Annotated in this window: 13 protein-coding genes and 1 pseudogene; 11 read left to right on the top strand and 3 right to left on the bottom strand. The window is 71.3% G+C overall.

Annotated features, from left to right (window positions below; all coding sequences use genetic code 11):
• Window positions 1-145 precede the first annotated feature (145 nt).
• The 5 genes from C3488_RS25540 (at window position 146) to C3488_RS25520 (ending at window position 5,527) form a co-directional block, all read left to right on the top strand.
• Window positions 146-1,396 (top strand): sugar ABC transporter substrate-binding protein, encoded by a 1,251-nt coding sequence (locus C3488_RS25540; RefSeq protein ID WP_181139190.1) that lies wholly within the window; start codon window positions 146-148, stop codon window positions 1,394-1,396.
• Window positions 1,368-2,324 carry a carbohydrate ABC transporter permease gene (locus C3488_RS25535; protein WP_103843207.1) on the top strand — a complete coding sequence of 319 codons (957 nt, stop codon included), beginning with the start codon at window positions 1,368-1,370 and terminating at the stop codon, window positions 2,322-2,324. The genes C3488_RS25540 and C3488_RS25535 overlap by 29 nt, the downstream gene beginning before the upstream one ends.
• 10 nt (window positions 2,325-2,334) lie before the next feature.
• Window positions 2,335-3,150 (top strand): carbohydrate ABC transporter permease, encoded by an 816-nt coding sequence (locus C3488_RS25530; protein ID WP_258053635.1) that lies wholly within the window; start codon window positions 2,335-2,337, stop codon window positions 3,148-3,150.
• Between the two features lie 92 nt (window positions 3,151-3,242).
• Window positions 3,243-4,766 carry a tRNA (N6-isopentenyl adenosine(37)-C2)-methylthiotransferase MiaB gene (miaB, locus tag C3488_RS25525; protein WP_103843205.1) on the top strand — a complete coding sequence of 508 codons (1,524 nt, stop codon included), beginning with the start codon at window positions 3,243-3,245 and terminating at the stop codon, window positions 4,764-4,766.
• 50 nt (window positions 4,767-4,816) lie between these two features.
• Complete coding sequence (locus tag C3488_RS25520) at window positions 4,817-5,527, top strand: class III extradiol dioxygenase subunit B-like domain-containing protein (protein ID WP_103843203.1); 711 nt, start codon at window positions 4,817-4,819, stop codon at window positions 5,525-5,527.
• 126 nt (window positions 5,528-5,653) lie between these two features.
• Here C3488_RS25520 and C3488_RS25515 read toward each other — a convergent pair whose 3' ends face one another.
• On the bottom strand, window positions 5,654-5,905 hold the full coding sequence (locus C3488_RS25515; RefSeq protein WP_103843201.1) for an antitoxin: 252 nt from the start codon (window positions 5,903-5,905) through the stop codon (window positions 5,654-5,656).
• A 25-nt stretch (window positions 5,906-5,930) separates the two neighbouring features.
• Window positions 5,931-6,200, bottom strand: a complete 270-nt coding sequence (locus tag C3488_RS25510) for a hypothetical protein (RefSeq protein ID WP_103843199.1) — start codon at window positions 6,198-6,200, stop codon at window positions 5,931-5,933.
• Window positions 6,201-6,382: 182 nt separating this feature from the next.
• Here C3488_RS25510 and miaA point away from each other — a divergent pair, with 182 nt between their 5' ends.
• From miaA to hflX, 6 genes and pseudogenes are all read left to right on the top strand, one after another.
• A complete protein-coding gene (gene miaA, locus C3488_RS25505; protein ID WP_103843197.1) occupies window positions 6,383-7,321 on the top strand; it encodes a tRNA (adenosine(37)-N6)-dimethylallyltransferase MiaA in 939 nt (312 codons plus the stop codon).
• 107 nt (window positions 7,322-7,428) lie between these two features.
• Window positions 7,429-7,918 (top strand): annotated as a pseudogene (locus tag C3488_RS25500) (hypothetical protein).
• Between the two features lie 57 nt (window positions 7,919-7,975).
• The gene (gene dapF / locus C3488_RS25495) at window positions 7,976-8,845 is read left to right on the top strand and encodes a diaminopimelate epimerase (RefSeq protein WP_103843195.1); all 870 of its coding nucleotides are present in this window, start codon (window positions 7,976-7,978) and stop codon (window positions 8,843-8,845) included.
• Window positions 8,846-9,346: 501 nt separating this feature from the next.
• Complete coding sequence (locus tag C3488_RS25490) at window positions 9,347-11,530, top strand: bifunctional (p)ppGpp synthetase/guanosine-3',5'-bis(diphosphate) 3'-pyrophosphohydrolase (RefSeq protein WP_103843193.1); 2,184 nt, start codon at window positions 9,347-9,349, stop codon at window positions 11,528-11,530.
• Between the two features lie 190 nt (window positions 11,531-11,720).
• Complete coding sequence (locus tag C3488_RS25485) at window positions 11,721-13,223, top strand: M1 family metallopeptidase (protein ID WP_103843191.1); 1,503 nt, start codon at window positions 11,721-11,723, stop codon at window positions 13,221-13,223.
• A 177-nt stretch (window positions 13,224-13,400) separates the two neighbouring features.
• The gene (gene hflX, locus C3488_RS25480; protein ID WP_103843189.1) at window positions 13,401-14,891 is read left to right on the top strand and encodes a GTPase HflX; all 1,491 of its coding nucleotides are present in this window, start codon (window positions 13,401-13,403) and stop codon (window positions 14,889-14,891) included.
• Window positions 14,892-14,989: 98 nt separating this feature from the next.
• Here the strand turns inward: hflX and C3488_RS25475 are convergent, their stop codons facing one another.
• Complete coding sequence (locus C3488_RS25475) at window positions 14,990-16,216, bottom strand: serine protease (protein ID WP_103843187.1); 1,227 nt, start codon at window positions 16,214-16,216, stop codon at window positions 14,990-14,992.
• Between the last annotated feature and the right edge of the window lie 139 nt (window positions 16,217-16,355).

Genomic DNA, 16,355 nt, shown 5'->3' with positions numbered 1-16,355 from the left:
CCGCCGGAATGGACCTTCTCCTCGGCGACACGGACGCCCGGCCTTCTCCCGCAGGCTCACGCGGCCGAGTCGCCGGATGCCTTGGTTCGCCTCGGCCACGCGAGATCGAAACTCCGGCGACAGACGTCACTCGGAAGGCACCTCCATGGTTTCACCCGCCAGATCCTCGGCCCGGCGGATCACCGCCCTCTTCGGAACACTCGCCCTCGCTCTGGCTGCCACCGGGTGCACCGGCGGATCCGGATCCCGGTCCGCCACGGACAAGGTCACCTCCATCACCGCGCTCGACTACTACACCGACACGACCGAACACGCCCAATGGGGCGAGCGCCTCACCGCCTGTGGCAAGGCCGCCGGGGTAAGGGTCGAGCACAGAAGTGTTCCGGGGTCGTCGCTCATCCCCAAGGTCCTGCAGCAGGCGTCGTCGCGCACCCTTCCGGACCTGTTGATGCTGGACAACCCCGACGTACAGCAGATCGCACAGACCGGCGCGCTGATCTCCCTGGACCGGTACGGGATCGACTCCGGCGGCTTCGCCAAGGGCATCCTGTCGGCGGGCACCTACCAGGGGAAGGTGTACGGGCTGGCGCCCACCGTCAGCACGATCGCCCTCTTCTACAACAAGGACATGCTCGCCGAGGCCGGTGTCGCCGCACCGAAGACCTGGGACGAGCTGAAGGCGGCTGCGGCCAAACTGACCCGCTCCGGACGTTACGGCATGGCGGTCGACGCGAACGCCACCTTCGAGGGCACCTGGCAGTTCCTGCCCTTCCTGTGGTCCAACGGCGGGGACGAGAAGCAGCTGGACAGCCCGCAGGCCGCGCAGGCACTCCAGCTGTGGGTCGACCTGGTGAAGAGCGGATCGATGTCGAAGTCCGTGCTGAACTGGACCCAGGCCGATGTCCACGACCAGTTCGTCGCCGGGAAGACGGCCATGATGATCAACGGCCCGTGGCGGATCTCCGAGCTGAACAAGGACGAGAACCTGCACTGGGGTGTGGTCCCCCTCCCCGTCCGCCAGAAGGGGCAGACCCTCGTCACACCGCTCGGCGGTGAGGTGTGGACGGTCCCGCAGACCGCGTCCGAGGCCCGGCAGCAGAAGGCCGCCCGGGTACTCGCCTGCCTGAACGACTCCGCCAACATGATGGCCCTGGCCAAGCAGTACTTCACCGTGCCCTCCCGTCCGGCGGTGGCGTCCCGGTACGCCGAGCAGGTCCCGTCGATGGCCGCCTTCGTCCAAAGCGTGGAGAAGGCCCGAGCCCGAACCGGCGAACTCGGCGTCAAGTGGCCCAAGGCGGCGACCGGGATCTACACCGCCATCCAGGCCGCACTGACGGGCGAGCAGACACCCGCGGAAGCACTCCGGCATGCGCAGCAGATCGCGACCGGTTCCTGACGAGGGCGAGGCCGCGCACGGCAGGGCCCGGGCTGCGGCCCGGGCCCGCTTCTGGGAGCCGGTCGCCCAGTGGATGTTCATCGTGCCCGCGGTGGCGTACCTGCTGCTGTTCTTCGGCTACCCGATCGTCAAGAACGTCGTGATGAGCTTCCAGCAGTACACGACCACGACCTTCTACACCGGTGTCGCGCCGTTCGCGGGGCTGCAGAACTACGCGAAGATCCTGTCCTCGGACCTCTTCTCCGAGGCGTTGCTGACGACGGTCCTGTTCACCGCGGGTTCGATAGCCGGGCAGTTCGTGGTCGGCCTGGCCCTCGCCCTGTTCTTCCAGCGCCGGTTCCCGCTCGGCGGCGTACTGCGGTCGCTGTTGCTGCTGCCGTGGCTGCTGCCCCTGGTCGTCTCCGGGACGACATGGAGGTGGATGCTCGACACCGATGACGGCGTCGTCAACGAGGCGCTGCGCGGCCTGCACCTCATGTCGTCCGGCATACCCTGGCTCACCGGCACCTCGGAGGCGCTCCTGTCGGTGATCCTCATCAACATCTGGGTGGGCATTCCCTTCAACACCGCGATCCTGTACGGCGGCCTGCAGGACATCCCCGCGCATCTGTACGAGGCGGCGAAGCTGGACGGAGCGGGTCCGGTGGCCTCGTTCCGCCATGTCACCTGGCCACTGCTGCGCCCCGTGGTCGACGTCGTGCTGTTGCTGGGCGTGGTCTACACGGTCAAGGTGCTAGACCTCATCCTCATCGTGACCGGCGGAGGACCGGCAGACGCCACCCAGACCCTCGCCACCCGGTCCTACGAACTGTCCTTCCAGCAGTTCGAGTTCGGGCGCGGCGCCGCGATGAGCAACGTACTCGTCGCCGTCTCGCTCCTCTTCGCCTTCGTCCATCTGCGCGTCCGCCGGCGCGCCCAGTACGCCTGACAGGGGTCCCGTGAAGCGCGCACCGAGCCGTGGCCTGACGTCCACGATCGTCGGGATCGTCCTGCTCGCGGTGATGCTGTTCCCCGTCTACTGGATGGTGAACGCGTCCCTGCAGCCGGCGGGCACCCCACTGCGGGGAGGCTGGTTCCCCCTCCACCCGGACCTCGGCGGGTACGCCACAGCACTGCGCGATCAGGGACGCAACCTTCTCACCAGCCTCGTCGTGGCCCTCGGCAGCGTGGCGTTCAGCCTCGCGCTCGCCGCGCCGGCGGCCTACGCGCTGTCCCACCTCCCCGTCCGGGGGATCAACCTCGTGCTCTTCGGCGTCCTGATCACACAGATGGTGCCGGGCATCGCCGTGGCCAACGCGCTCTACGACGCCTACAACGACCTGGGACTCCTCAACTCCTCCCTCGGGCTGATCCTCGCCGACTCCACCGCCGGCGTCCCGTTCGCGATCATCATCCTGCGTTCGTTCATGCAGGGCATTCCCAGGGAGATCATCGAGGCCGCGCGCGTGGACGGCGCCGGGAGGCTGCGCACCTTCCGCTCCGTGGTGCTCCCGCTGAGCACCAACGCGCTGATCACCGCGGCGCTCTTCACCTTCCTCTTCGCCTGGAGCGACTTCCTCTTCGCCCTCACACTGACCACCACGGAGACCGTGCGGCCGATCACCCTCGGGATCTACGAGTACATCGGCGCGCACACGAACCAGTGGAACGCCATCATGGCCACCGCTGTGCTGGCATCCGCCCCGGCGGCCGTGCTGCTCGTCATCGCCCAGCGCCACCTCGCCGCCGGCGCCACGAGCGGGGCCGTCAAGTGAGGGAGGGTCCCGTCTCCGTCCGGTCCGTCGGAGCGGTGCGCTCCGGCCCACGGCCCGGACAGGGCTCTTCGAGGAGCGCCTACCCTTGTTCCATGACCAGCAGCAGCGACCGGAGCCCCGCAGTGGACGTTCACGCACCCAAGAGCTATGAGATCCGCACCTACGGGTGCCAGATGAACGTCCACGATTCCGAGCGATTGGCCGGGCTGCTCGAGGAGGCCGGGTACGTGCGCGCGCCCGAGGGGGCGGACGGCGACGCGGACGTGGTCGTCTTCAACACCTGCGCCGTGAGGGAGAACGCCGACAACCGGCTCTACGGCAACCTCGGCCGCCTCGCGCCGAAGAAGGCCGTCCGGCCCGGCATGCAGATCGCCGTCGGCGGCTGCCTGGCGCAGAAGGACCGCGACACCATCGTGAAGAAGGCGCCCTGGGTGGACGTCGTCTTCGGTACGCACAACATCGGCAAGCTGCCCGTTCTCCTGGAGCGCGCTCGCGTGCAGCAGGAGGCGCAGGTCGAGATCGCCGAGTCGCTGGAGGCGTTCCCGTCGACGCTGCCGACACGGCGTGAGAGCGCGTACGCGGCCTGGGTGTCGATCTCCGTGGGCTGCAACAACACCTGCACGTTCTGCATCGTCCCGGCGCTGCGCGGCAAGGAGAAGGACCGCCGGCCCGGCGACATCCTCGCCGAGGTCGAGGCCCTGGTCGCCGAGGGCGTCTCCGAGATCACGCTGCTCGGTCAGAACGTGAACGCCTACGGCTCCGACATCGGCGACCGTGAGGCCTTCAGCAAGCTGCTGCGTGCCTGCGGGAAGATCGACGGCCTGGAGCGCGTCCGCTTCACCTCGCCGCACCCGCGCGACTTCACCGACGACGTCATCGCGGCCATGGCCGAGACGCCGAACGTGATGCCGCAGCTGCACATGCCGCTGCAGTCCGGCTCGGACGCCGTGCTCAAGGCGATGCGCCGGTCCTACCGCCAGGAGCGCTACCTGGGGATCATCGAGAAGGTGCGCGCCGCCATCCCGCACGCCGCGATCACCACCGACATCATCGTCGGCTTCCCCGGGGAGAGCGAGGAGGACTTCGAGCAGACGCTGCACGTGGTGCGGGAGGCGCGGTTCGCGCAGGCGTTCACCTTCCAGTACTCCAAGCGGCCCGGCACCCCGGCCGCCGAGATGGAGAACCAGATCCCCAAGGAGGTCGTCCAGGCGCGCTACGAGCGGCTCGTCGCCCTCCAGGAGGAGATCTCCTGGGAGGAGAACAAGAAGCAGGTCGGCCGCACCCTGGAGCTGATGGTGGCCGAGGGCGAGGGGCGCAAGGACGGTGCCACCCACCGGCTGTCCGGCCGCGCCCCCGACAACCGCCTGGTCCACTTCACCAAGCCGGAGCAGGAGGTGCGCCCCGGTGACGTGGTGACCGTCGAGGTGACCTACGCCGCCCCGCACCACCTCCTCGCCGAGGGGCCCGTCCTCGACGTGCGCCGCACGCGCGCGGGCGACGCGTGGGCCAAGCGGAACGCGGCGCCGGCCGCCGAGCCGGCCGGCGTGATGCTGGGTCTGCCGAAGGTCGGCGTGCCGGCGCCCCTGCCCGTGGCCAGCGCCTGCGGCTGCGACTGACGCCACCGTCACCGCCGTACGCGGGGTCCGGCCCGGTTAGGCTGCGGATCATGCTTGTCGCCGCCGCCGTCTGTCCCTGTCCGCCCCTGCTCGTGCCCGAGGTCGCCGCGGGTGCGGCGCCCGAACTGGACGGCGCCCGTGCCGCCTGCAAGGACGCGCTGGGCGTGCTCGCCGCCGCCCGGCCCGACCGGCTCGTGGTCGTCGGGCCCGCGGGGGAGGGCGAGGAGGGCACCTACGCGGAGGGCGCGCGGGGTTCGTTCCGGGGCTTCGGCGTGGACGTCGACGTACGGCTCGGTGAGGGCGGCACGGCTCAGAAGCGTGAGCTGCCGCCGTCGCTCGCGGTCGCGGCGTGGCTGCTGGAACACGCGCGCTGGGCCGACGCGCCCGTGGAGGGGCTGGCGGTGCCGGAGCTCCTGGCACCCGAGCGGTGCGCCGAGGTCGGAGCCGGGCTCGCCGCCCGGGCCGAGCGGACGGCCCTGCTGATCATGGGCGACGCCAGCGCGTGCCGCTCGGTGAAGGCCCCGGGCTACCTGGACGAGCGTGCGGCCGGCTTCGACGCGGAGGTCGCGCGGGCGCTGGGCGCGGCGGACGTGACGGCACTGAGATCCCTCGACCCCGCCCTGGCCCGCGAACTGCAGGCCCGCGGCCGGGCCCCCTGGCAGATCCTCGCCGGCGCGGCGGAAGGCGTACGCTTGTCCGGCAGCCTGCTGTTCGACGAGGCGCCGTACGGCGTCGGGTACGTGGTGGCCGCCTGGTCGTAGCGGTCCGGTGAGCGCGGCCGCCGGGCTCGGGAAGCTCCTGCCCTGGTACCGCGACACGGCGGACGGCCGGGAGGCCGTGGCCCCCGCGGCCGTCCGCCGATCGGTGACGCGCTGTCCGGAGCGTGTTCAGGAGGCCGAAGGCGGCTGGGGTGTCTCCGGGGGTGCCGCTTCGCCGGTCGACGGGCCGGCGTCCCCGTGGGCGAGGCGCTCCACAGCGTGCTTCGCCTTGTCCGTGCCCGTGTGGATCTTGTCGCTGTACTTGCCCTTGGTCCGTTCGTCGATCATCTTCGCGGCCTTGTCGAGGCCGCGGTCGACCTTGTCCTCGTGCTGCTGCGCGAGGCCCGAGACCTTGGCTTTCAGGTTGTCCACGAGGCCCATGGTCCACCTTCCCTGGCTCAAGCGGTTACGTACGGGCGCCCTCGTCGGCCTCGCTGCCGGCGGCCTTCTCGGCGGACTGCTGCTTCGGGATCCCGACCCCGTCGTCGGGGGCGGCCTCCACGCTCCTCAGCGGCGGGCCCTCCGGCTTCCCGTCGGACTCGGCCGCACCCGCGTCCTTCACCTCGCCCGTCGTCCCCGCCTCGGCACCGTCCACCGCCTGTGCGGCGTCCGTCTCGGCCGACCGGCCCTCCTCCGTCGTCTTCGACCTCCGGAGAAGCCGTGCAAAAACGCCCATATCCACTCCATACGTTACTCGTGCGGGCGAAATACCGCGTAGCCCGGTGCGTCCCATTGCGTCGCCCCGGGTCACCCGTTCTCGAACCGGTGACCGGAACCACGCAACAGGCAACGACCCCCCACTCGGGGCGTCACGTAACTCGTTCGAGGCGGGGTCCGGAGGTTTGCGAGACTGTTGCGGTGAGTAGTGCAGCCCCCGCGCCGCGGGTCATCGCCGTCGTCGGTCCGACCGCGGCCGGAAAGTCCGATCTGGGAGTGTTCCTGGCCCAGCAGCTCGGAGGGGAGGTCGTCAACGCCGACTCCATGCAGCTCTACCGGGGGATGGACATCGGCACCGCCAAGCTGACGCCCGAGGAACGCGGCGGCGTCCCGCACCACCTGCTGGACATCTGGGACGTGACGGTCACGGCGTCCGTCGCCGAGTACCAGCGTCTCGCCCGCGCCCGTATCGACGCGCTGCTCGCCGAGGGCCGCTGGCCCGTCCTGGTGGGCGGCTCGGGGCTGTACGTGCGCGGTGCGGTCGACAACCTGGAGTTCCCCGGCACCGACCCCGAGGTGCGCGCCCGGCTCGAGGAGGAGCTCGCCCTGCGCGGCTCCGGGGCACTCCACGCGCGCCTGGCCGCCGCCGACCCGGAGGCCGCACGGGCGATCCTGCCCGGCAACGGCCGCCGGATCGTCCGGGCCCTGGAGGTCATCGAGATCACCGGCCGGCCCTTCACCGCCAATCTGCCGGGGCACGACTCGGTCTACGACACCGTCCAGATCGGCGTCGACGTCAGCCGGCCCGAGCTGGACGAGCGGATCGCGCGCCGGGTCGACCGGATGTGGGAGGCGGGGCTCGTGGACGAGGTGCGGGCGCTGGAGGCGCAGGGCTTGCGCGAGGGGCGTACGGCGTCGCGCGCGCTCGGATATCAGCAGGTGCTCACGGCGCTCGCGGGGGAGTGCACGCTGGAAGAGGCGCGTGCCGAGACCGTACGCGCCACCAAGCGCTTCGCGCGCCGTCAGGACTCCTGGTTCCGCCGTGACCCACGCGTGCACTGGCTCAGCGGCGCCGCGGACGACCTCGGGGAACTTCCGCGGCTCGCGCTGGCGTTGGTCGAACGACCGGTTACAGCCTGATCACGTGATGGCATCGGGACGCTCCGGCCGTCATCCGGGCCTCATGCGACATGCCATCATCGAGCTTCGATCGACCAAGTGAGTCCGAGTTGGGAGGGCGCGTGGTGATGGAGGCCGGCCCTCGCGACACCGCACAAGGCGCGCAGGCACGGGACCGCGCAGGACGAGGACCCACGGCTCAGTTCCGACGGTCCCGACGAGGAGCTGCCGGGCGGCGTGACCGCCGACGGTCCGGACCTGGACGAGCTGTCCACCGGGCCCGAGGTGGAGGTCGAGCTGCGTCCGCAGCGCCGGCTGCGGATCTGGCAGCTCGCCCCCATCGTGGGGCTGGCCGCGGTCGGCTCCCTGATGTTCGCCTTCCCGCTGGCGTTCGAGTTCGGCGACGGCGGCGCCGTGGTCGCCATGCTCGGGCTGCTGATCTGCTCGTGCGCGGCCGGCTGGGGCATGATGGCCGCGCGCCGCGTCGGTCACACGTGGCCCGGCCTGCCGCAGCGCGGGTCCGGACGACGCCCGGACTGGCGTGTCGTCCTCGGCTACGCCGTGGTGGTCGTCGCGGTCGTCGCACTGGCCGTGTGGCGCGTGGCCCGGCTGCGCTGACCACGCTCGCCGGACGCGGCTGACGCCGCTGTCGTACCGACCCCGTACGATCGAGGAATGAGCACGCGGATCGCCTTCCTCAAGGGTCACGGCACGGAGAACGACTTCGTGATCATCCCGGACCCCGAGAACGTCATCGACCTGCCCCCGGCCGCCGTCGCCGCCCTGTGCGACCGCCGCGCGGGCATCGGCGGCGACGGTCTGTTGCACGTCGTGCGCTCGGCCGCGCACCCCGAGGCCAAGGAGATGGCCGGGGAGGCGGAGTGGTTCATGGACTACCGCAACGGCGACGGCTCGGTCGCGGAGATGTGCGGCAACGGCGTACGGGTCTTCGCGCGCTACCTCCAGCGCGCCGGTCATGTGGCCGAGGGCGATCTCGCGATCGCCACGCGAGGGGGTGTCAAGACCGTCCATCTCGCGAAGGACGGCGACGTCACCGTCGGCATGGGCCGTGCCGTCCTGCCCGAGGGGGACGTCACGGTCAGCGTCGGCGAGCGCAGCTGGCCCGCGCGCAACGTGAACATGGGCAACCCGCACGCGGTCGCCTTCGTCGACGACCTCGCGCACGCGGGGAACCTGTTCACCCCGCCCCCCTTCAGCCCGGCCTCCGCCTACCCGGACGGGGTGAACGTCGAGTTCGTGGTCGACCGCGCTCCCCGCCACGTCGCGATGCGCGTCCACGAGCGCGGCTCCGGGGAGACCCGCTCGTGCGGCACGGGCGCGTGCGCGGTGGCCGTCGCCACGGCCCGCCGCGACGGAGCGGACCCGGCCGTGACGGGCATCCCCGCGTCGTACACCGTGGACGTCCCCGGCGGCACCCTGGTGATCACCGAGCGCCCGGACGGCGAGATCGAGATGACCGGCCCGGCGGTGATCGTCGCCGAGGGCGAGATCGACGCCGAGTGGCTCCGGACCGCGGCCCGCTGACGCGCGGCTCGACGGCGTCGTCGCGCGGACCGCAAGCCCCCAGGCGGACGGGCCGGGAGGAACCCCCCGGCCCCTGAGGCTGTCCGAACTCGGTCCCGTGCGCTGCCCTTTGAGGGGGCGAACGGGCAGCGCGCCGAAGCACGGCGTGGCACGCGGGCGGTGAGGCGGCGCACGGGTGGTGGCCGAAAAGGGCGCTCGGTATTGCCGCCGTACAGCTCCGGATCACAGCCCCGGCTGCTTCCGGTGCTCCGATCCCCAGCTCCGGGCCGGTGGAAACGCCGGAATCGACGGCCGGAGCGGATTCCCCTGGCGGAAACGCGTAAACCTTCAGGGCATCGCTCGAATGGGTGATCCGTTTCACGCTCGGCGAGAGCCGGTCGGGCAGGCGTGGTGGGCTCGATAGCATCAAGCACCGGCCGGGACGGGGGACCGTCGCGAGCCCCTGCGCCGCGAACGCCAGCAGGCACTCCGTCCGCCGGTCGACGCAGCCGGAGGTGCCCAATGAGTGCGGAGGCCACGAATCCTGCCGACCCCGCCCCTGTAACGCCCGGAGCCCACCGAAGGAAGAGCCGCGCCCGGCTCGACCTGCGCCGACTGGGCCGGGCCGCGCTGCTCGGCCCCGCCACCCGCGACCGGCTGCCCGACGCGATCGGCCACGTGGTCGAGGCCCACCGCGCCCACCACCCCGACGCCGACCTCGAACCGCTGCGCCGGGCCTACCTGTTGGCCGAGTCCTCGCACCGGGGACAGATGCGCAAGAGCGGCGAGCCGTACATCACCCATCCCCTCGCCGTGACGCTGATCCTCGCCGAACTGGGAGCCGAGACCACGACCTTGACGGCCTCGCTGCTCCACGACACCGTCGAGGACACCGATGTGACGCTCGAGCAGGTGCGCGAGGAGTTCGGAGAGGAGGTGCGCTACCTCGTCGACGGTGTCACCAAACTGGAGAAGGTCGACTACGGAGCGGCCGCCGAGCCCGAGACCTTCCGCAAGATGCTCGTCGCCGCCGGCAACGACGTCCGCGTGATGTCGATCAAACTCGCCGACCGGCTGCACAACATGCGCACGCTCGGCGTGATGCGCCGGGAGAAGCAGGAACGCATCGCGAGGGTCACCCGGGACGTGCTCATCCCGCTCGCCGAGCGTCTCGGCGTCCAGGCACTCAAGACCGAGCTGGAGGACCTCGTCTTCGCGGTCCTGCACCCCGAGGAGTACGAGCACACCAGGGAACTCATCGCCGAGAACGCGGCGCACGGCGACGATCCGCTCGCCGAGACGGCCGACCAGGTGCGCACGGTGCTGCGCGAGGCCGGGATCCCGGCCGAAGTCCTCATCCGGCCACGGCACTTCGTCTCCGTCCACCGCGTCTCCCGCAAGCGGGGCCGGCTGCGCGGCGCGGACTTCGGGCGCCTGCTGGTGCTCGTGAGCGAGGACGCCGACTGCTACGCGGTCCTCGGCGAACTGCACACCTGTATGACCCCGGTGGTCTCGGAGTTCAAGGACTTCATCGCCGTCCCCAAGTTCAACCTGTACCAGTCGCTGCACACCGCGGTCACGCGGGAGGACGGCGAGGTCGCCGAAGTCCTCATCCGCACCCACCAGATGCACAAGGTCGCCGAGGCCGGGGTGATCGCGCTCGGCAATCCCTACGCCCCCGCCTCCGACGATCCGGCCGACGGCGAGCGCGCCGACCCGACCCGGCCCGGCTGGCTCTCCCGGCTGCTTCAGTGGCAGCAGGCGGCGCCGGACACCGACACCTTCTGGTCGTCACTGCGCGAGGACCTCGCCCAGGACCGGGAGATCACCGTGTTCCGCCCCGACGGGGGCGCGCTCGGGCTTCCCGAGGGCGCCAGTTGTGTGGACGCGGCGTACGCGCAGTACGGGGAGGACGCGCACGCCTGTATCGGCGCCCGCGTCAACGGCCGGCTGGCGACGCTGAGCACGGTCCTGAAGGACGGCGACACCGTGCAGCTCCTCATGGGCCAGGACCCGGCCTCGGAGCCGTCCCGGGAGTGGCTGGAGCACGCCCGCACGCCGGCCGCGCGGATCGCGATCCAGCGATGGCTGGCGGCGCATCCGGTGTCCGCCGAGACCTCCGGTGGCGCGTCGGCGCCCGGCGCCCGGGACTCGCTGGACGGCACCGACGCGCACGCCACCGGTTTCGGGACCGCCGCACGACTGCCGGCGCTGCCCGCGCGCCCCACCACGGACGCGCCCGGCGTGCGCGCCGCCAACGCCGTGGTGGACCTGCCCGGCGCCTCCGTGCGGCTCGCGGGCTGCTGTACGCCGGTGCCGCCGGACGAGGTCACCGGCTTCGCCGTGCGCGGGGGCGCGGTGACCGTGCACCGCGTCGAGTGCGCCGCAGTGGAGCGCATGAAGAGCGCCGGGCGCGAGGAGGTCGGCGTGCGCTGGGGGGAGAGCACCGAGTGCAGGGTCACGCTGGTCGCGGAGTCCTTCGGCCGCCCGCACCTGCTGGCGGACCTCACCGAGGCCATCGCCCTGGAAGGCGTCGCCATCGTCTCGGCCACGGTCGAGCCCCCGAGCCAGCAGCGCGTGCGCCACACGTACACACTCCAGCTCCCGGACGCCTCCCATCTGCCGTCCCTGATGAGAGCGATGAGGAACGTGCCGGGCGTGTTCGACGTGAGCAGAGCTCAGCACCCGGCGACGGCCGTGCACTGACGCTGTCGCAGGGCTGCCTGTCCGGCCGTCGGCCGCCCGCGTACGGCCTTCGCCTGACGCCTCCGTTCGGCCCCCGCCGGACCCACAAGGCGGCCCCCGCGCGATCGGCCCTCCCCCCGGCTGAACCCGTTCGGGTGGGACCGATGCGCGTCGGACACGTCCGGGGAGCGCGCGCTGATAGCGGTGGTCCATGCCGCTCAGCCTTCGTTCCGTCACGCCACGTGTCCACCGTGTACAGGCGGCTCTGCTCGCCTGTGCCGTCTCCGGCTGTCTGATCGCCGCGAGCACCCCTTCGCCCGCCGTCCCCCTCGGCGTCGGCGACCGGCTCTACCCCACGCTCGGCAACCCCGGATACGACGTCCGGTCGTACGACCTCTCCTTCACCTACACCGGCGACAACAGCAAGCCGCTCGCCGCCGTCACCACCATCGACGCCCGCACCACCCAGCGGCTGGAGCGCGTCAACCTCGACTTCGCGCACGGCGCGGTCGAGTCCGTCGACGTCAACGGCCTGCCCGCGGACTTCACCGGCGCGGGGGAGGACCTGGTGATCACGCCGGGCGTCCCGCTCCCCAAGGGCAGCCTGCTGCGCATCACCGTGCGGCACACCAGCGACCCCGTCTCCGCCAAGGACCGGCAGGGCGGCTGGGTCCGCACCGACGACGGGCTCGCCATGGCCAACCAGGCCGACGCCGCCCACCTGGTCTTCCCGTGCAACGACCACCCTTCCGACAAGGCGATGTTCACGATCCACGTGACCGCGCCGGACGACTACACCGCCGTGGCGAACGGTGTCCCGGTGAGCACGCGGCGAAGCGGGAGAACCACCACCTGGACCTACCGCACCCGACACCCCATGGCCACGGAACTCGCCCAGGTGTCCATCGGCCGCAACGCCGTCCTGCACCGCACGGGACCCCACGGCCTCCCCGTCCGCGACGTGGTGCCTGCCGAGGACCAGGCGCAGCTCGAGCCCTGGCTGGAGAAGACGCCCGACCAGATCGCCTGGCTGGAGAAGAAGGTCGGCCCGTACCCCTTCGAGACCTACGGGGTGTTGATCGCCCGGGCCAAGACCGGCTTCGAGCTCGAGACGCAGACGCTGTCCCTCTTCGAGAAACACATTTTCACCGAGCCCGCCCTCCCCGCGTGGTACGTCGAGTCGATCATGGTGCACGAGCTGTCCCACCAGTGGTTCGGCGACAGCGTGAGCCCGCGCACCTGGTCCGACCTGTGGCTCAACGAGGGACACGCCACCTGGTACGAGGCCCTGTACGCGGAAGAGACGGCGAACCGGTCCCTCCAGGCGCGGATGAAGGCGGCGTACGCCCTCTCCGACGGCTGGCGCGCCTCCGACGGCCCGCCCGCCGCGCCCAGGGCCCCGAAGCCCGGCCAGAAGATCAGCATCTTCCGGCCCAACGTCTACGACGGAGCCGCCCTGGTGCTGTACGCCCTGCGCCAGGAGATCGGCGCCACCGCCTTCCAGCGCCTGGAGCGGGCCTGGGTGGCCCTGCACCACGACTCCACGGCGACCACGGCCGACTTCGAACGCCTGGCGTCGGACACCGCCGGACGCGATCTGAGCGCCTTCTTCCAGGGGTGGCTCTACGGCGGGAAGACCCCGCCCATGCCCGGCCACCCGGACTGGAAGAGCGAGCCGGCCCAGAGCGGCGAAGGCACCGAACAAGTCGGATGACGGGACCGGCCGCGCCGTGGGACCATCATCAGGTCGGCGGCGCGGCCCCCTCGGGGCGGGTGACCGGGGAATCTTCCGGGGCACTCGAGCGTTGTGACCGGTGACGACGTCTGTGACGGGCCCTGCACGGCCGCCACTTCGTCACCGCAACCGGATTCCCATCGACGTAAGGACCCAATGACCTCCTCTTCTTCCCCTTCCCAGGACGCCAAGCGCCTCGCACACGCCTACGCCGAAGGTCTTCGGGCCGATGCCCTGATGGAAGAGGACGTCGCCTGGAGCCACGAGATCGACGGAGAGCGGGACGGCGACCAGTTCGACCGCTCCGAGCGCGCGGCCCTGCGCCGTGTCGCGGGCCTGTCCACCGAGCTCGAGGACGTCACCGAGGTCGAGTACCGGCAGCTGCGCCTGGAGCGCGTGGTGCTCGTCGGGGTGTGGACGTCGGGGACCGCGCAGGACGCGGAGAACTCCCTCGCCGAGCTGGCCGCCCTCGCGGAGACCGCGGGTGCGCTCGTGCTCGACGGTGTGATCCAGCGCCGTGACACGCCCGACGCGGCCACCTACATCGGCTCCGGCAAGGCGAGCGAGCTGCGCGACATCGTCCTCGACGCGGGCGCGGACACCGTCATCTGCGACGGTGAGCTGAGCCCGGCCCAGCTGATCCACCTCGAGGACGTCGTCAAGGTCAAGGTCATCGACCGGACGGCCCTGATCCTGGACATCTTCGCCCAGCACGCGAAGTCCCGCGAGGGCAAGGCGCAGGTCGCGCTCGCCCAGATGCAGTACATGCTGCCGAGGCTGCGCGGCTGGGGTCAGTCGCTGTCCCGGCAGATGGGCGGCGGCAGCGGCGGCCTCGCGACCCGCGGCCCCGGTGAGACCAAGATCGAGACGGACCGGCGGCGGATCCGCGAGAAGATGGCCAAGATGCGCCGGGAGATCGCGGAGATGAAGACCGGCCGCGAGATCAAGCGCCAGGAGCGCAGGCGCCACAGGGTGCCCTCGGTCGCCATCGCGGGCTACACCAACGCCGGCAAGTCCTCGCTGCTCAACCGCCTCACCGGCGCGGGCGTCCTGGTCGAGAACGCGCTGTTCGCGACCCTCGACCCGACGGTGCGCCGGGCCCAGACCCCGAGCGGGCGGCTGTACACGCTGGCGGACACCGTCGGTTTCGTACGGCACCTGCCGCACCACCTGGTCGAGGCGTTCCGCTCCACGATGGAGGAGGTCGGTGACTCCGACCTGATCCTGCACGTGGTCGACGGTTCGCACCCGAACCCGGAGGAGCAGCTGGCCGCCGTGCGCGAGGTGATCACGGACGTCGGCGCCACCGGCGTACCCGAGATCGTCGTGATCAACAAGGCGGACGCGGCGGACCCGCTGGTGCTCCAGCGGCTGCTGCGGATCGAGAAGCGCGCCATCGCGGTCTCGGCCCGCACCGGCCAGGGCATCGAGGAACTGCTCGCGCTCATCGACGCCGAGCTGCCGAGGCCGTCGGTCGAGATCGAGGCCCTGGTGCCCTACACGCACGGCCGGCTGGTCGCGCGCGCCCACTCCGAGGGCGAGGTGATCTCCGAGGAGCACACCCCGGAGGGCACCGTGCTCAAGGCCCGGGTGCACGAGGAACTCGCGGCGGAACTGGCGCCGTACGCGCCGGCTCCCGCGCTCTGATCCACGGCCCAAGGGTTCGAAGCCCGCTCCTGCGACAGGGAGCGGGCTTCGTGTTCGTCACGGGTGTCCGGGGACGAACGGCGGCGAGGCGGGGCGCGTCACTGGTCCGCGAACTTCCTGCTGACCCCTTCGAAGACCCCCTTGGCCACCGTGCCCAGTCGCGGCCCGGCCAGCCAGCCGGAGGTCACCGGGCCGATCGAGGTGTTGGAGACCAGGGCGGGCTTGCCGTCCGCGCCCGTCTCCACCCAGCCTCCGCCGGACGCACCACCGGTCATGGTGCAGCCGATGCGGTACATCGTCGGGTCCGTCCGTCGGAGCGACAGCCGGCCCGGCTTGTCCTGGCACCGGTACAGCTTCTGGCCGTCGTACGGAGGCGCGGCCGGGTAGCCGGTCGCCGTGATGCTGTCGACCTTCGGAACAGCCGGCGCGTCGAAGTTCACCGGGAGCGCGGAACCGACGGTCTCCTCCAGGGACTTGCCGCCGTTGCCCTGCTCCGGCGTCACATGGATGACGGCGAAGTCGTACGACGCGCCCTGGCCGCCCGTCTCGCCGCCCTGCTCGATCCACTGCTCGGAGGTCTGCGCCCAGTCACCCCACCAGACACCGTACGGGGCGATCTGCTGCCGGGTCGCGTTCCTCAACTCGGCCGCCGAGAGCCCGGAGTCGTTGTACGCCGGCACGAAGGCGATGTTGCGGTACCAGCCGCCGTTCCTGCCCGCGTGCACGCAGTGCCCCGCCGTCCACACGAGGTTGGACTTCCCGGGGTGCGCCGGGTCTTCCACCACGGTCGCCGAGCAGACCATCGTGCCCTTGGGGGAGTCGAAGAACACCTTTCCCGCCGTGGGCGCGTTGTCGTGGTACGCGGCCGGCACCGCCTGCGCCTTCACCGGTGCCGGGGTCGGATCCGTGACGCCCTGGTCCCCCGAGAGGTCGTCGGAGCCGACCTTCTTGGCAGGGTCGTCGGCCCTGCGCATCCGGTCCGGGTTCCACAGCCCCTTGATGATCGGGTTGATGAAATCGTCGGCCTCGCGCAGCCAGTCGTCCTTGTTCCAGTTCTTCCAGGCGCCGTTCTTCCACTTGTCGATGTCGATCCCGTGCTGCTTGAGCTTCTGCTTGATGTCGTCCGGGATCTTGATCTTGCCGTCGCCCGCGGAGGACGCGGACGCGCTCGCCCCCGCATGCGCACCGCGGTCACCGCCCGAGTCGCACGCGGTCGCGGTCAGCGCCAGCGCCACGGCGAGGCCGGCCGCCGCCGGCACCGGGGAGTTCCTGCGGCGCGCACCGCGTTCCGAGCGGACGGCGAAGAGCGGTCGTATCGGTCGCATGGTGGAACTCCCCCTGGAAGGAACGGTGTCGGGCAGTGGCGTACCGCCGAGGACGACGGTAGGCAAAGGATGATCATCCGCTTCCGCTGAACGGCATCACACACTATGCGTTCGCTGTGGGGGAGTTCCCACGGAACGG

This window comes from Streptomyces sp. Ru72 (genome assembly GCF_002920635.1).
Classification (GTDB): domain Bacteria; phylum Actinomycetota; class Actinomycetes; order Streptomycetales; family Streptomycetaceae; genus Streptomyces.
The sequence above is the reverse complement of the archived record's forward strand: the minus strand, read 5'-3'. Positions and strand labels throughout refer to the sequence as shown.

Coding starts and splice junctions, on each gene's coding strand:
- C3488_RS25540 (WP_181139190.1), top strand. CDS start 146: ATGGTTTCACCCGCCAGATCCTCGGCCCGGCGGATCACCGCCCTCTTC.
- C3488_RS25535 (WP_103843207.1), top strand. CDS start 1,368: ATGCGCAGCAGATCGCGACCGGTTCCTGACGAGGGCGAGGCCGCGCAC.
- miaB (WP_103843205.1), top strand. CDS start 3,243: ATGACCAGCAGCAGCGACCGGAGCCCCGCAGTGGACGTTCACGCACCC.
- C3488_RS25520 (WP_103843203.1), top strand. CDS start 4,817: ATGCTTGTCGCCGCCGCCGTCTGTCCCTGTCCGCCCCTGCTCGTGCCC.
- C3488_RS25515 (WP_103843201.1), bottom strand. CDS start 5,905: ATGGGCCTCGTGGACAACCTGAAAGCCAAGGTCTCGGGCCTCGCGCAG.
- C3488_RS25510 (WP_103843199.1), bottom strand. CDS start 6,200: ATGGGCGTTTTTGCACGGCTTCTCCGGAGGTCGAAGACGACGGAGGAG.
- dapF (WP_103843195.1), top strand. CDS start 7,976: ATGAGCACGCGGATCGCCTTCCTCAAGGGTCACGGCACGGAGAACGAC.
- C3488_RS25490 (WP_103843193.1), top strand. CDS start 9,347: ATGAGTGCGGAGGCCACGAATCCTGCCGACCCCGCCCCTGTAACGCCC.
- C3488_RS25485 (WP_103843191.1), top strand. CDS start 11,721: ATGCCGCTCAGCCTTCGTTCCGTCACGCCACGTGTCCACCGTGTACAG.
- hflX (WP_103843189.1), top strand. CDS start 13,401: ATGACCTCCTCTTCTTCCCCTTCCCAGGACGCCAAGCGCCTCGCACAC.
- C3488_RS25475 (WP_103843187.1), bottom strand. CDS start 16,216: ATGCGACCGATACGACCGCTCTTCGCCGTCCGCTCGGAACGCGGTGCG.